The organism is Methylobacterium sp. AC832 (assembly GCF_979256025.1).
Window position 1 is genome coordinate 287,275 of the sequence record NZ_CEEDMV010000003.1, and the last position, 13,567, is coordinate 300,841.

Sequence of the window (13,567 nt, forward strand, 5' to 3'; positions counted from 1 at the left end):
CGTTCTCTGAAATGCCGTCTCGACATCCAGGGCATGATCGGGCGCTTGATGGATCGCGATCAAATGGAGAGACCAATGTCGAGTTGATTAGTTGCCCAAAAAGTTTGGCCCGCCGCTGACGTGATGGAAATTTGAGCGAGAAGCATTCTAATTAAGCGTCTTTCCTGACTCCCGGCATACGCGCAAGGACATCGGGACGCTGAATCAGGATCTGGGAGCGGCGGGTGGAGACGATGCCCTGCTCCGTCAACCGCTTGAGGCTGATCGTGACCCATTGGCGGGTGGCGCCGACCATGTGCGCGAGATCGGCATGGGTGAAATCGGCGGCAATCAAGATGCCGCCTTCCTCCTCTACGCCGTAGAGCCCTGAGAGGTGCATCAGCAGGAAGGCGAGACGATCCGTGATGGATCGCGTGCCGAGCATTTGAGCGAGCGCCGAATAGCAGCGGCCCTTGAAGGTGAGGCCGTCGATGATCCCGAAAGCCAGTGCAGGGATCTTCGTCACCAGTTGGCGAAGCGCCGCGCCTGGAAGATGGAGAACAGTCGAGTTGCTCGCAGCCACCCCCGACCAGCTATGGGTACCTGTTCCAAACACCTCGGGCCCGCCGACAAAATTCCCGGGATACCAATAGGCTAGGGTGATCTCGCGCCCGGTCGGCGCGGCGTAGAACACGCGGATACGTCCGGTCTCGATCAGCCAGATGCCGTCGTTCGGCGCCTCCTGGGTGAAAAGCGTCGCACCACGGTAAAGGACCCGGCGACGACCCTGCTCAAGCACTAGGTTACGCTCGAGTTCGCTCAGCCCATGGAGCAGCGGTCGAGGGCCGGCTGGCTGCGGAAACGCCTCCATGGGGTTCGGGCCTCTGGAGGATGTCAGTAGCGAAAGGCCCGAAGAGAAATGGGCCGTCTCCGTCCGAACGGGGGTGGGCTGCATCGCTGAACCTCGCAGGTGACGAAGGGCGATGCAGCAAAGCCTATACCAGCTCTAAACTACGAAGCAGTCCGCTACCCAAAGAGTGCGAGACTCGAGACAGGCAGCCAATGTCCACAAAGAAGCGGCGCAGGACCTTGAAGGTCCTGCGCCGCTTCGTCGGCGACAAGGGCTGAGGTGGGCGTTCAAACCTCAGCCCGACATCGGCCGATGGCCCAGCGGATCAACTTGCGAACGTCCGGATCGGGGTCCTCGGACGCGCGTTCGAGAAAGCTAAGTGCCTCTGGATGGGCGATCTCGCCGAGAGCCGCAGCAGATTCCTTGCGCAGGTTACTGATGTCCGAATCAAGGGCCCGGCCGAGCACGTCTATGGCCGCAGTCGACTTGATCCGCCCAAGGGCATTGGCCGCCTTGGTCTTCACCTGCCATACTTGATCAGCCATAGCTGCGATCAGAGGCTCGACGGCCTCAGGAAGCCGGCTCTTCGCGATGGAAACGGCGGCCTCCTCTCGCACCTGCCAGTTCTCATCCTGCAGGCCGGCTAGAAGCGTCGAGACGCCGGGCCCACCCGAACGCAGGAAGACGAGAGCCGCCATCGTGGCGCGGCGCACACTCGCATCGCTGTCGCGTGCCGTCGCGAGCAGGGCTGGCAGCGCCTCCTCGGCCTTGAGATAGCCAATCACCCCGAGCCCTTCGCGGCGCACTTCGGGTGAGCCGCTGCATAGGGCTTTCAGCGCGGCGGAGAGAGCATCCGGGATAATTAACTCCCGGAGCGCCCGGAGGGCTGCAGCCTGAACGAAGGGATCGCTGTGCTCTGCCCGCTCGATGAGCAGCGGTCCACAGGTCGGCTCCTTTTTCTCGGAGAGGGTCTCGGCTGCAGTGCGGCGCACGTCCTCGTCCGCATCCTCGAGCGAAGCCACCAGGCCCTCGACCACATCGGGACCGTCATGTTCGTCAAGCGCCTTGGCGGCGGCGGCGCGGACCGTCGCATCGTCGTCGCCGAGCCCCTTAAGTAAAAGGACCTTAGCCTCGGATCCGACGGCCTCAGCGAGTTCCATCATCGCTACACGGCGAATGCCGGCATCGGGGCTGGCTGCGCGCTCGGCGAGATCCTCCAGATCATCGTCGAAGGTTTCGATTACGGGGCTCATTTTGACCTCTTCGATCACAACGTGGTGGTCTGGCCGGGGCCAATGCTCAGCGGAGTAAGTAGGGAATATTGACCTTCACAGCATTCGTTGGGCAATCGACTTCGCATGGCATGCAGTACCAGCACTCATCGTACTTCATATAAGCTTTCTGTCGCGTTTCATCGATCGCGAGGATGTCGAGCGGGCAGACGTCGACACATACGCGACACCCCTTCTCCGCGATGCACTTCTCGTCGTCGATAACGACTGCTGCGCTCTTGGCTTGTGTGATAATGGGCATGGAGGTCTCCGTGTCTCTTGGAAAAGGGCCGTCGCGGCGCGCTACTCGGCGGCGACTGGCGTCTTGATGCGGAGTTGATGGTAGGCGCTCATCTCTTCGTCCGCGACGGGAACGATGAAGGGGTCAACTTCGCGCTTGGCACTCGCCATGCGGCCGTACTCGTCCTTGAACAAGACCGTATGGCAGGCCCAGTTCGGGTCGGTTTCGGGGTGGTCGACGCGCAGGTGGTAGAAGCCCCAGCGGCTCTCGGTGCGGTACAGAGAAGCGTGTGCTGCCATGTCGGCGCAATCAAGAATGGTCTGTGTCTCCAAAGCCCGCAGCAGTTCGTGCGGGTCGCGAGCAACGAGGTGGCCAAGATCCTCGCGGATCTCCGCAAACCGGCGCTGGCCGAGCTCCATTTTGGCCGTGACCTTCGGCGGCTCGAGATAGTCGTTCACGAAGCGCCGGGTCTTGAACTCCATCTCGTTCGGGGTGATGCCGTCCTCGCGTCGTGTCGGGGCCAGCACTCGCTCCTGCTCGGTTAGGAAGTCGCTCTCGTCGTAATTGGCAAGGGTCGTTGAGGCGCAATAGGCTGCCGCATCCGCGCCGGCGATGCCGCCATTCACGAAGGCGCCGAGCATGTAGTTATGCGGTACGGCCGCCATGTCGCCCACGGCGTAGAGGCCGGGAATGGTGGTACGAGCATACTCGTCGACCCAAACGCCCGAGGCGGAGTGGCCGGAGCAGAAGCCGATCTCCGAGATGTGCATCTCGACGGCACGCTGACGGTAGTTGGTGCCGCGGCGCTCGTGGAAGCGGCCTCGCGAGGGGCGCTCGTTCGAGTGCAGGATCGTTTCAATTTCCGAGATTGTCTCTTCGCGCAGGTGGTCCATCTTGAGGAAGACCGGGCCGTTGCCGCCCTGCAGTTCCCGCCAAAATTCGAGCATCATCTGGCCCGACCAGTAGTCGCACTCGATGAAGCGCTCGCCTTTGTTGTTGGCTGTGAAGCCGCCGAACGGGCCGGTAACGTAGGCGCAGGACGGGCCGTTGTAATCCTTGATGAGCGGGTTGATCTGGTAGCATTCGAGGTTCGCGAGCTGCGCACCGGCGTGGTAGGCCATCGCATAGCCGTCGCCGCAATTGGCCGCGTTCTCGTAGGTGCCGAACAGATAACCGGAAGCGGGCAGGCCGAGCCGCCCGGCAGCACCGCAGGCCAGCACCACCGCCTTGGCCTTGATCACGAGGAATTCGGAGGTGCGTGTGTTGACGCCGATCGCCCCCGCAATGCGGCCGTCCGGCCCCTTCAGCAGCCGGGTCGCCATGTAGCGATTGGTGACCGCGACCTGGAGGCGGCGCAGCTGCCTATAAAGCACCTTTTTGACGTTGTGCCCCTCTGGCATGGGCAGCACGTAGGTCCCCATATGGTGGACCTTGCGCATGTTGTATTCGCCCGAGCCATCCTTCTCGAACTTGACCCCAAGCTTGTCGAGATACTGGATCATCGGGAAGGAGCCTTGAGCGTAGGCCATCACCGCCTTTTGATTGACGATGCCGTCATTGGCGACGGTGATTTCCTTCACGTATTGCTCGGGCGTGGCATAACCCGGCACGACTGCGTTGTTTAGCCCGTCCATGCCCATGCTAATTGCGCCTGAGCGCTTAACATTTGCCTTCTCCATCAGCAGCACCCGCAGCTTCGGATCGGCCTCCTTGGCCTTGATCGCGGCCATAGGGCCGCCCGTGCCGCCGCCGATGACGAGTAGATCGGTTTCGATGATTTCGACCTTGGGGCTGGTGACGCTCATGATGTGCACTCGTATGTCGGGCGCAGATGCAGACCGCGCGCTCGGGAAAGGAAAGACGGGTCAGCGATCAGGCAGCCTGAGGCGTCCGGTCATCGGCCGTGCCGATTTGCGGCTCTGCGGCCTCGCGAGCTAGGTCTCGGAGATAGACCCACGGGAAGATTCCACGCGCGTGTCCGTCGGAGAACCCGAGGTTAACCGCATATCCGCCCATCGGGTCGATTTTGGTAACGGCGACAGTCTCGAAGGATATAGGAAAATTGCCCTGTAGTCGGTCCCGCGTACACCAGGCGCAGCGGCAGCGCAGCCGCAACGTCTCCGCCTGCAGTACAGCTTCCTCGCCATTGGGCCAGACAAGGCGCATATCGCGACCACCGCGGGAGACCACGGCATCGGTCGGGATCGCTTCCGGATCAAATGGCGGCTGTTCGGGCAGTCTCATCGGCATGTCCGTTATCTACTGGTGCCAGAATGCAGACGGATTAGACCCGGCGAGGCGGATGCCAGCGAGCAATTAGTTGCCGAAAGCGGCCGAAAGAATTCTACAAGGTAGAAGCGTGTACCCTGCGGGACTTTTAGATCGGAGGGGGTACAAGCCAGTCATCGATGGCACCTCAATGCACCCCATCATTAATCCATCAATAGACAATAGCGCGCCCCAGCAGCGACAATGCGGTCACCCCTTATGAACAGGAGTCACTACCCAAAAACAAAATGCTTATAAGTATGATTTTAATATTTATCCATAATATTATGCCCCATATGATTTACAGCATGTCGGTGTGGTGAAATAAAATGCTTGTAATTATTATAGCCATGTAATTTATTTGTGCGACAATCAGCAAGATTTAGTCACACAGTTACTCCTCGCTCAACGCGAGCACTTGGGAATCACATCAAGTAAATAGGTCGCTTTTGTCGGATCGGACGCTGCATCACCGGTCTGGAAAGCCGAACCGGACGAGAGGCCGTTGAAGCACCTCTTTTTATGACTCCTGCCCCATAGCTGGCCCTGCCAACGTCTGCTCTCGGGCTCTTGGTAAAACAGAACAGGGCGACTGGAACGGGTGGGGAGCGGACCCTGACCCTTCGCCCTGAAGCGGACGTTCCGCCTCCGACCCAACCTTGCTGTAGAACCCAAACGGAGCTTAGCTCTAAAGCAGACGTTTAGATCGCAGTCGAAACATCCGATGCCGTTGCCGCTCGCCTACAGCGCCACGAAGGGCGCCTCGAGCAACATGGTGCTGGGCCTCGCCCAGTTGCTGTCCGAGAATGGCACCCGCGTGAACGGCGTCCTGCCGGGGCCGATCTGGACGCCCTTCATCCCCTCCGGGATAGACCAGGACTCGGTGAAGTCGCTCGGTTGGAAGGTGCCGTTCGGACGCCCGGGCCAGCCGGCCGAGCTTGCCTCAGCCTACCTGATGCTAGCGTTGGACAAGAGCAGCAATACCCCAGGTCTCTGGTCACCGTGGCGGGCAGGATGCCCGTCCTCTGATCGGCGTCATTTCCCAGGGGCGGTCATTTCGACCGTCCCCCCATTTGTAGCCTACTGGTCGGGTCCGAAGGTGGGCGGCCCGAGGTGGCGGAGGAAATCCGGCTTGCTGAGGGCCACGCCCGCTGCCCGAAGGATCGCGTAGGCGGTCGTGACGTGGAAAAAGAAGTTCGGCAACGCAAAACCGGTCAGGTAGGCTTGTCCCGTAAAGCGATAGCCGGTGTTGTTGGGAAAGTTGAGCACCACCTCGCGCTTGGCGCTCGATGCTAGCGCGGCCGGATCGACGCTTACGACGAAGCTGATCGTCCTGGCGCAACGCTCTTTGAGTTGGGCGAAGCTGGCCTCGGTGTCCGGCATGGAAGGCGCTTCGATGCCGGCGAGCCGAGCCACCGCGTTCTTCGCACTGTCGGAGGCCATCTGATATTGGGCCGGCAAGGCCCGCATGTCGGCCGCGAGGCGTCCGGCGAGAAGCTCGGCCTCCGGCTTTTCGGACGCCGCCTTGTCGAGCCAGGCGCTCATGTTGCGCAGTCCGTTGACGAAGATCGGAACGCTGACGTCGTGCATGCTGGTGCTCATGGCAGCCAGCTAGGCCGGGTATCCCGATCAGGGCAATGGGATTGCTGGGCGCCGGACACAAAACCAGTCGTCCAGGGGCGGTACGCCTTCGCCCCCGTGCGGTTCGGCACCGGCGCCTCACGTCCCCGATGAGGTTTCGGCCGCACGATTGGCCACGGTCACGTCCCAAGGCGTGGGCGTCGGGAAGATTTCTCCGAGGAACCCCAGGAACGCCTTTACGTGCGGGTTTCCCCGGCGGCTCTCGGGCCACAGGGCGGTGATTGCGTGCCGGTCGACGGCGTGGTCATCCTCGACGATTAAGATGGTCGGGCCTTCGCTCATGCCCCGAAAGTACGAAGGCCGGCCGGCCCGACAACGTGAAAAAGTCCTTTGTCACAAAACGTCACATTGCACCCGGTGGCACGTTTCGCGCGTCATCCCCTGAGATCGCACGACGCCACGTCCCGCGTGTTGCCGCTCACCCAGGACATGACCTTGCCCAAGCTCACGACTTGCGTCGACTATTCCGATCGCGACGCCGCCATCGCTATCAACTCCTACACGACGGTTCTTCGACATTCGAAGGTGCCGCATGAGCTGTTCGCTGCCTACTGGCGGGACGTTCACGGCCCCCTGTGCTCGCGGATCCCCGGGCTCGGCTGGTACGTGCAGACCCACCTCGCGCGCGAGCAGGACGCCCGCCTCTGGCCCGAGATGGAGGGTATCAAGCCCTTCCCGGACTACGAACTGGATGGCGGCGTCGAGATCGGCTTCCACTCCGCCGAGGATCAGGCCGCGTTCAACGAGGCATGCCCGATCCTTTTCGCGGACGAGCAGAACATGTTCGCCGCCACCGTCGCCTACGCGCTGCCGAACGGGTCGACCACGTTGGTTGACCGGGTCGCCGAACCCTCCCCGAACGCCACCGACGGTCTCGACCGCATCCACCTTCATCTCGGCGCCGCCCACGACGATGCTGTAGCGTTCGGAGACCGCGTTGGCCGTCTCGCCCGGGCGCTCGTTGCCGAGGAGCCGGTGCTGCGGGTCCGCCTTCACCTTCCTGAGCCCTACGACAATGCCGACCCGGCCCCCCCCGGCGCCCAACGTGGGGCACGAGGTCCCTGCCGAACGCCGCCTCCTCGCCGTCATCGACATCGCGTTCGCCTCGCCGCTGGATCGGAGCATCTTTTACGCATCTGATGCCTTCATCCAGGCCGCCGAGGGCCTAGGCCGGGACGTGGCCCATGCCTCCCCGTTCGCCGTGAGCGGGGTCTATACGTATGTCCGCGACAAGAAGCTGACGCTTGCCGGTTTGCGGGGCAGCCGTCCAGCCCAGCTCATCGAGAAGCTCGGTGCCCGGAACCAGGTTGCTGAGGATGTCCGCCACCTACTGCACACCGGCAAGCTCCTGGGTCGCTGACGATCAAGGCCGGGTAGCCCATAAGGTTATGACTGAATCAGATTCACTGAGAGAGCGGCTGCTCTCTCCCCATGTCGGCCGTATACGAGGCCGGCAGATGTCGACCCAACTCGGCCGCTCATTCCGCTGTTATGGTTGCCCGCAAGCGTGTATCGGACGGCGCCATGACGCGCGTGCGGCGACGCAAGCTCTGCGGCGTTTGACCGAACATGCGCAGAAAAGCCCGCCGCATCCGATTGCGATCGGCAAAGCCGGTGTCGCGGGCAACGACATCCATCGCATGGCGTCCGTCTTCAAGCATGCGTTGCGCGGCCTCCAGGCGGAGGCGCTCTACGGCCTTTGCCGGGGACTGTCCGGTCTCCTCGCGAAAGATCCGGCTGAACTGTCGGGGACTTACACTCGCGGCGTCAGCGAGCTCCTCGACGGTCAGCGGATTGGCCAGATGCTCTCGGGCGTAAACGAGTGCGCGGCGGACGCGGTCGGAGCGGGGCTCCAATTCTAAGAGCGCAGAGAACTGGGACTGGCCGCCCGGGCGGCGGTGGTAGACGACGAGGTTGCGCGCCACCATCCGCGACAGATCCGCGCCGTGATCGTCTTCGATCAGGGCGAGAGTCAGGTCGATGGCCGCACTCATCCCGGCGGATGTCCAGATGTGTCCGTCGGAGACGAAGATACGGTCGTCATCGACGCGGACGCGGGGAAACCGGGCCTGCAAGTCCCGGGCATGGGCCCAGTGCGTGGTCGCGGTACGGCCGTCGAGCAATCCTGCCTCGGCCAGCGCGAATGCCCCAGTGCACAGTCCTGCGACGCGTCGGGACATCTGGCCCGCCTCGGCGATATAGCCGCGTAGGGCAGGCGTGAGGGGGCGGGGAAGCAACTCGCCGACGACCATCAAGGTATCCGGTATGACGGTGAGCGGAACTGTCTCGATCCGGATGCCGAGCGAAGACTGGATCGTTCCCCCACACTCGGACATCACCGTCAGGCTGTAGGCCTCGTATCCGAGCTCCACGTTAGTGAACTCGAAGGCCGATAGCGCGGCCAGTCCCATGACCTGGAACCCGTCGTCCAGAATGAAGCCGACCTCTGGCATCGAGACCTCCATCGTGCATGTCCTGAATTGACGCTTTTACGTCATTTGAGACATCACAGTCGAGTCCTAGTGTCGCGATGTGGCAAACAGCCAGCGGCGCATGTCGAAGGACCAGGACCATGAGTAACAAGCCCGGAACCGTGCTCATCACCGGAGCCTCCTCGGGCATCGGTGCGGTCTACGCCGACCGCTTCGCTGCGCGCGGCCACGATCTCATCCTGGTGGCACGAAACAGGGCAAGGCTCGATGCGGTCGCCGAAACACTGTCGGGTCGCCACGGCGTCACAGTCCGAGCCGTCGCGGCTGATCTGGCGGGCGCCGAGGGACTCCGCGAAGTCGAAGCGATCCTGAAGACCGATGCAAGCATCACCCATTTGGTCAACAATGCCGGCTTCGGCAGCGCCGCACCCTTGGCATCCGCCTCGGTGGACGAGATGGAGCAGATGATTGCGATCAACGTCACTGCCCCGACGCGCCTGACTTACGCGGCCGTCCCACGTTTCACAGCGCGCGGCAGCGGCACGATCATCAACATCGCCTCGATCGTCGCCATTGGCCCGGAGGTACTCAACGGCGTTTACGGCGGCACAAAGTCCTTCGTCCTCGCCTTCAGTCACTCATTGCACAAGGAACTCGCCGGCACCGGGGTGGCCGTGCAGGTCGTCCTGCCTGGGGCGACCGGCACGGAGTTCTGGGATATCGCCGGGCTTCCGGCCAGCAACCTTCCCGAGGGGTGGGTCATGACTGCGGCCGATCTCGTGGACGCGGCGCTAGTCGGCCTCGACCGGGGCGAGTTCGCCACTGTTCCGTCGCTGATGGAGGGGGCCGAATGGGAGACCTGGGAGGCCGCTCGCCAAGCGATGCTGCCACACCTGTCGAGCGCCGTGGTGGCCGACCGGTATCAGGCCGGTTGAGCCGGCTTACGCCGAATGGCCGACTTGGACATCGCGGCTCCGAGCGCAGCAGGTTCAAGTCGGCCCGCCAGCACGGGGCTACCGAGATCTTTGTCGCGAAGCTGGTCTCTGTCGCGAACCGAGGACTGCGTCTGCGAAATCTGTTAATCTCGCTGAATACTTCTGTGAAACTCGAGGCTGGGAGAAGTCCGTGCTGACCATCGGCGTTCTAGCGATCCCCGAGCTGAAGCTGATGTCGCTCTCGGCCATGGCGGTGTTCCAGGTCGCGAACAACGTTGCTGGCGAACCCGTCTACGATCTGCACCTCATCTCTGAAGCGGGCGGTCCGGTTCAGACGAATGCGGGCTTTACCGTGTTGACCGAGCCGCCCGGCGAGACGGCGTTCGACACGCTCATCGTCGGAGCCTCCACGGGCGCGGGGGCGGGCTCTCCGGTCCTCCTTGCGTTCGTGCGCCGGGTCGCCGGGCAGGCGCGGCGAGTCGCATCCTTCTGCCGGGGCAGCTTCGTGCTGGCGGAGGCGGGCCTTCTCGCGGGCCGTCGGGTCACGGCCCATTGGCGCGACAACGCGGAACTGGCGGCGCGCTTTCCCGACCTGCAGGTGGAAACCGACCAGCTCTACGTTCGGGACGGGGCGATCTGGACTTCGGCCGGCATGACGGCCTCCATCGACATGGCCCTGGCGCTGGTCGAAGACGACCTCGGGCCGGGGGCGGCCCGCGAGGTCGCCCGCCGATTGCTCCTCGATCGCCGCCGCTCCGGCGGTCAGCCGCAGGCCTCCAACCTCCTGGACTTGGAGCCGAAATCCGATCGGATCCAGCGGGCCTTCGCGTTCGCGCGCGGCCATCTGCGGGAACCGCTCAGCGTGGCCCGCCTCGCCGATGCCGCCCACCTCTCGCCCCGGCAGTTCAACCGGGCGGTCCAGGCGGAGTTCAGCCTGTCGCCGGCCAAGGTGATCGAGCGCCTGCGTGCCGATGCCGCCCGCGTGCTGCTGGTGCGGAGCCGGCACTCTCTCGATGTGGTCGCCATGGAAACCGGATTCGCCGACAGGGAGCGGATGCGCCGCGCATTCCTGCGGATCTACGGGCTGACCCCACAGGAGATCCGGCAGGGACTGTTGCGAGACAGGCACGCCGCGTGAAGCAGCTGCATGTCCGAAAACGCTGCGTTTATGACGTTTGCGACTGCATCGGCCAGACTTATCCATAATGCAGTGCGGGGCAAACCTTTCGGAGTAACGCGGCCATGGTGAATCTGACGGTCAATGGCCGGCCATATGCTGTCGAGGCCGAACCCGACACGCCGCTCCTTTTCGTCCTGCGCGACGGCCTTGGGCTGAGCGGCACCAAGTATGGCTGCGGCATCGGACAGTGCGGCGCCTGTACGGTCCTCCTCGACGGACAAGCGACGCGCTCCTGTCAGATCCCCCTTGAGAGCGTTGGGACGCAGAGCGTCACCACCATTGAGGCAATCGAGCGGGATCCAGTGGGCGCCAGAGTCGTCGCGGCCTGGATCGGCATCGAGGTGCCGCAATGCGGCTACTGCCAGTCCGGCCAGGTCATGGCGGCGACCGGCCTTCTGAAGGGAACACCGAAGCCGACTGACGACGACATCGCCTCGGCGATGACCAATCTCTGCCGCTGCGGCACCTACAACGCTATTGCCGCCGCCGTGCGGCAGGCCGCGGCTTGAGGGGAGACGGTATCATGAACGACCTCACGCCCTCCTCGCCGACCGCCGGCCGCGAGCCCATCCGCAACCTGTCGCGGCGAAACTTCCTCGGTGCCGCCACCGGCGCCCTTGTGCTCGGCGTCAACCTTGGTTCCAACTCAGTCGGCGCCGGGGAGCGACCCGAGGGCGCGGCCGCCATAGCGCCCAAGCCCGGCACGCGGGTCGCGGCCTTCCTGGAGATGCGGTCCGACGGCACGGTGCGCCTGCTGAGCCCGTTTGTGGAGGGAGGCCAGGGCATCAATACCGGCCTTGCTCAGACCATCGGAGAGGAGTTCGACCTCGACCCGGCGCGCTTTGCCGTCGAATGCGCGCCGCCCGGCCCCGATTACGCCGTCGTCAACGGCCTGCGCATGACGGGGGGCAGCTTCTCGACCCGTTCCAGCTATGCGGCTATGCGGCGCCTGGGCGCCACGGCCCGCGAAATGATGCTGCGCTCCGCCGCGGCCAAGCTCGGCGTCCCGCAGGGTCAGCTCACCACCGATGATGGCCGGGTGATTCACGCCGCCTCCGGCCGGTCGCTCGGCTACGGCGAACTCGCCTCCGACGCGCTCGTCCTCCAGCCACGGGACGACGTGCCGCTGAAGGACCCCAAGAGCTTTCGATGGATCGGAAAGCCGGTCGCGCGGCTCGACATGCGGGACAAATCCACCGGCCGGGCGGTCTACGCGATCGACATTCGCCTCGACGGGATGCTCCACGCGGCGATCCAGCACGCTCCGCATCTCGGCACGGAGCCCGAGACCATTGCCAACGAGGTGGACATCCGTGCGATGCCTGGGGTTGACTCGGTGCATCTCCTGCCCGGCGCGGTGGCGGTCGTGGCGGATTCCTGGTGGCGGGCGCGTAAGGGCGCGGAGGCACTGCAAGTAACCTGGACGAGCCCTGCTCAGGACGGGATCGCCACGGTCTCTAAATCCTTCTCGTCGGCTGCGATGCTCGCAGCCCTGAAATCCACGACGGAGCCCGGCATCGCCGCCGAGCAGGAGGGCGACGTCGCGGGCGCCTTCGCAACGGCGGCGAAGGTCATCGAGGCGGAATACGATGCGCCCTACCTCGCGCATGCCCAGCTTGAGCCCCCCTCGGCCATCGCCCGGTTCGAGGCGGATGGTAGTCTCGACCTCTGGCTGCCCAATCAGATGCCGGAACTGTTCCAACAGGTGGCGGCCGGCACCGCGGGAGTTCAGCCGGCGCAGGTACGCATCCATTCGCCAATGCTCGGCGGCTTCTTCGGACGCCACTTCTACTACGGACCCGCCAACCCGTTCCCACAGGCAATCCTCCTCGCGAAGGCGACCGGACGACCGGTCCGGGTGCTGTGGTCGCGCGAGGAGGAGTTCGGCATGGATGCGGTGCGTCCCTTGAGCTTCGCGCGATTCCGTGCAGCTCTCGGGAGCGACGGAATGCCAGTCGCCATGCAGACGACGGCAGTGGGCGAAGGCCCCATCGGGCGCTGGTTTGGTGCTCTGTTTAAGTCGCCGGTGGATTCGTCTGTCGTGGAAGGTCTCGACAAGAAACCCTACGCCATCCCAAACCGGCGCCTCGATTACGTGAAGGTGCCGCACCCGGTCACGATCGCCTTCTGGCGCTCTGTCGGACATTCGATGAACGACTTCTTCTACGAGAGCTTCCTTGACGAGATCGCGGCCGCCGGAGCCAAGGACCCGTTTGCGCTCCGCATGGCGCTTCTGAGGGACAGTCCGCGCCACCGAACCCTGCTTCGGGCCGTCGCCGATTTGGCCGGTGGCTGGAAAGGCGGGACGTTCCAGGCAGCCGATGGCACGCGTCGGGCGCGCGGCGTCTCCATGGCCTCGCCCTTCGGTTCCGAGACGGCGACCATTGCCGAAGTCTCGCTGAAGGACGGCGAGGCGCGGGTGCATGACCTCTGGATCGCCATAGATCCGGGCAGTGTGGTCAACCCCGCGATCGTCAAGCGGCAGGTGGAGGGCGCAGCCGCCCTCGGGCTCTCTTCGACGCTCCTGGAGCAGGTCGTCTACGAGGACGGGCAGCGTCAGGCGCGCAACTTCGATGCCTATCCTATCCTCGACCGCGAGCGCATGCCGCGCGTGCACGTCGCCATCGTTGAGAGCGGGGCGCCGATGGGGGGAATTGGTGAACCGGGGCTGCCTGGCGTACCCCCGGCCGTGGTCAACGCCGTTGCGACGCTGACGGGGCAGCGCATCCGCAGCCTGCCACTCGCAAAGACCCAGCTGTCCGGTGCCTGA

At 64.0% G+C, this 13,567-nt stretch carries 14 protein-coding genes; 7 read left to right on the forward strand and 7 right to left on the reverse strand.

The window, feature by feature from the left end:
* Window positions 1–151: 151 nt before the first annotated feature.
* From AC0IXR_RS12875 to AC0IXR_RS12895, 5 genes are all read right to left on the reverse strand, one after another.
* A complete protein-coding gene (locus AC0IXR_RS12875) occupies window positions 152–850 on the reverse strand; it encodes a Crp/Fnr family transcriptional regulator (RefSeq protein WP_471760959.1) in 699 nt (232 codons plus the stop codon).
* Between the two features lie 266 nt (window positions 851–1,116).
* Window positions 1,117–2,082, reverse strand: coding sequence for a HEAT repeat domain-containing protein (locus AC0IXR_RS12880; RefSeq protein WP_471760960.1), 966 nt, complete (start codon window positions 2,080–2,082; stop codon window positions 1,117–1,119).
* Between the two features lie 46 nt (window positions 2,083–2,128).
* Window positions 2,129–2,362: a 4Fe-4S dicluster domain-containing protein gene (locus AC0IXR_RS12885; RefSeq protein WP_017486815.1), complete on the reverse strand. Its 234-nt coding sequence runs from the start codon at window positions 2,360–2,362 to the stop codon at window positions 2,129–2,131.
* A gap of 41 nt (window positions 2,363–2,403) precedes the next feature.
* Window positions 2,404–4,146, reverse strand: coding sequence for a fumarate reductase/succinate dehydrogenase flavoprotein subunit (locus tag AC0IXR_RS12890; RefSeq protein ID WP_471760961.1), 1,743 nt, complete (start codon window positions 4,144–4,146; stop codon window positions 2,404–2,406).
* A 67-nt stretch (window positions 4,147–4,213) separates the two neighbouring features.
* On the reverse strand, window positions 4,214–4,585 hold the full coding sequence (locus tag AC0IXR_RS12895; protein ID WP_471760962.1) for a DUF971 domain-containing protein: 372 nt from the start codon (window positions 4,583–4,585) through the stop codon (window positions 4,214–4,216).
* A gap of 796 nt (window positions 4,586–5,381) precedes the next feature.
* Here AC0IXR_RS12895 and AC0IXR_RS12900 point away from each other — a divergent pair.
* Window positions 5,382–5,780: an SDR family oxidoreductase gene (locus tag AC0IXR_RS12900; RefSeq protein ID WP_471761292.1), complete on the forward strand. Its 399-nt coding sequence runs from the start codon at window positions 5,382–5,384 to the stop codon at window positions 5,778–5,780.
* Here the strand turns inward: AC0IXR_RS12900 and AC0IXR_RS12905 are convergent.
* Window positions 5,690–6,199 (reverse strand): DUF1993 domain-containing protein, encoded by a 510-nt coding sequence (locus AC0IXR_RS12905; protein ID WP_471760963.1) that lies wholly within the window; start codon window positions 6,197–6,199, stop codon window positions 5,690–5,692. The genes AC0IXR_RS12900 and AC0IXR_RS12905 overlap by 91 nt on opposite strands.
* Window positions 6,200–6,658: 459 nt before the next feature.
* Here AC0IXR_RS12905 and AC0IXR_RS12910 point away from each other — a divergent pair, with 459 nt between their 5' ends.
* Window positions 6,659–7,390, forward strand: a complete 732-nt coding sequence (locus AC0IXR_RS12910) for an EthD domain-containing protein (protein WP_471760964.1) — start codon at window positions 6,659–6,661, stop codon at window positions 7,388–7,390.
* A gap of 37 nt (window positions 7,391–7,427) precedes the next feature.
* On the forward strand, window positions 7,428–7,610 hold the full coding sequence (locus tag AC0IXR_RS12915) for a hypothetical protein (protein ID WP_471760965.1): 183 nt from the start codon (window positions 7,428–7,430) through the stop codon (window positions 7,608–7,610).
* A 118-nt stretch (window positions 7,611–7,728) separates the two neighbouring features.
* On the opposite strand, the gene AC0IXR_RS12920 is transcribed toward AC0IXR_RS12915, so the two are convergent.
* Window positions 7,729–8,703, reverse strand: coding sequence for a GlxA family transcriptional regulator (locus AC0IXR_RS12920; protein WP_471761293.1), 975 nt, complete (start codon window positions 8,701–8,703; stop codon window positions 7,729–7,731).
* A 119-nt stretch (window positions 8,704–8,822) separates the two neighbouring features.
* Here AC0IXR_RS12920 and AC0IXR_RS12925 point away from each other — a divergent pair, with 119 nt between their 5' ends.
* From AC0IXR_RS12925 to AC0IXR_RS12940, 4 genes are all read left to right on the forward strand, one after another.
* Window positions 8,823–9,617 (forward strand): SDR family NAD(P)-dependent oxidoreductase, encoded by a 795-nt coding sequence (locus AC0IXR_RS12925; protein WP_471760966.1) that lies wholly within the window; start codon window positions 8,823–8,825, stop codon window positions 9,615–9,617.
* A gap of 190 nt (window positions 9,618–9,807) precedes the next feature.
* Window positions 9,808–10,755, forward strand: coding sequence for a GlxA family transcriptional regulator (locus AC0IXR_RS12930; RefSeq protein WP_056453548.1), 948 nt, complete (start codon window positions 9,808–9,810; stop codon window positions 10,753–10,755).
* 104 nt (window positions 10,756–10,859) lie between these two features.
* The gene (locus tag AC0IXR_RS12935; RefSeq protein WP_471760967.1) at window positions 10,860–11,306 is read left to right on the forward strand and encodes a (2Fe-2S)-binding protein; all 447 of its coding nucleotides are present in this window, start codon (window positions 10,860–10,862) and stop codon (window positions 11,304–11,306) included.
* Window positions 11,307–11,320: 14 nt separating this feature from the next.
* A complete protein-coding gene (locus AC0IXR_RS12940) occupies window positions 11,321–13,567 on the forward strand; it encodes a xanthine dehydrogenase family protein molybdopterin-binding subunit (RefSeq protein ID WP_471760968.1) in 2,247 nt (748 codons plus the stop codon).

Bases quoted from the DNA above. Each gene is read 5' to 3' on its own strand.
- AC0IXR_RS12900 (WP_471761292.1), top strand. From the start codon at position 5,382: ATGGTGCTGGGCCTCGCCCAGTTGCTGTCCGAGAATGGCACCCGCGTG.
- AC0IXR_RS12880 (WP_471760960.1), bottom strand. From the start codon at position 2,082: ATGAGCCCCGTAATCGAAACCTTCGACGATGATCTGGAGGATCTCGCC.
- AC0IXR_RS12905 (WP_471760963.1), bottom strand. From the start codon at position 6,199: ATGCACGACGTCAGCGTTCCGATCTTCGTCAACGGACTGCGCAACATG.
- AC0IXR_RS12875 (WP_471760959.1), bottom strand. From the start codon at position 850: ATGGAGGCGTTTCCGCAGCCAGCCGGCCCTCGACCGCTGCTCCATGGG.
- AC0IXR_RS12925 (WP_471760966.1), top strand. From the start codon at position 8,823: ATGAGTAACAAGCCCGGAACCGTGCTCATCACCGGAGCCTCCTCGGGC.
- AC0IXR_RS12940 (WP_471760968.1), top strand. From the start codon at position 11,321: ATGAACGACCTCACGCCCTCCTCGCCGACCGCCGGCCGCGAGCCCATC.
- AC0IXR_RS12895 (WP_471760962.1), bottom strand. From the start codon at position 4,585: ATGAGACTGCCCGAACAGCCGCCATTTGATCCGGAAGCGATCCCGACC.
- AC0IXR_RS12920 (WP_471761293.1), bottom strand. From the start codon at position 8,703: ATGCCAGAGGTCGGCTTCATTCTGGACGACGGGTTCCAGGTCATGGGA.
- AC0IXR_RS12885 (WP_017486815.1), bottom strand. From the start codon at position 2,362: ATGCCCATTATCACACAAGCCAAGAGCGCAGCAGTCGTTATCGACGAC.
- AC0IXR_RS12890 (WP_471760961.1), bottom strand. From the start codon at position 4,146: ATGAGCGTCACCAGCCCCAAGGTCGAAATCATCGAAACCGATCTACTC.
- AC0IXR_RS12935 (WP_471760967.1), top strand. From the start codon at position 10,860: ATGGTGAATCTGACGGTCAATGGCCGGCCATATGCTGTCGAGGCCGAA.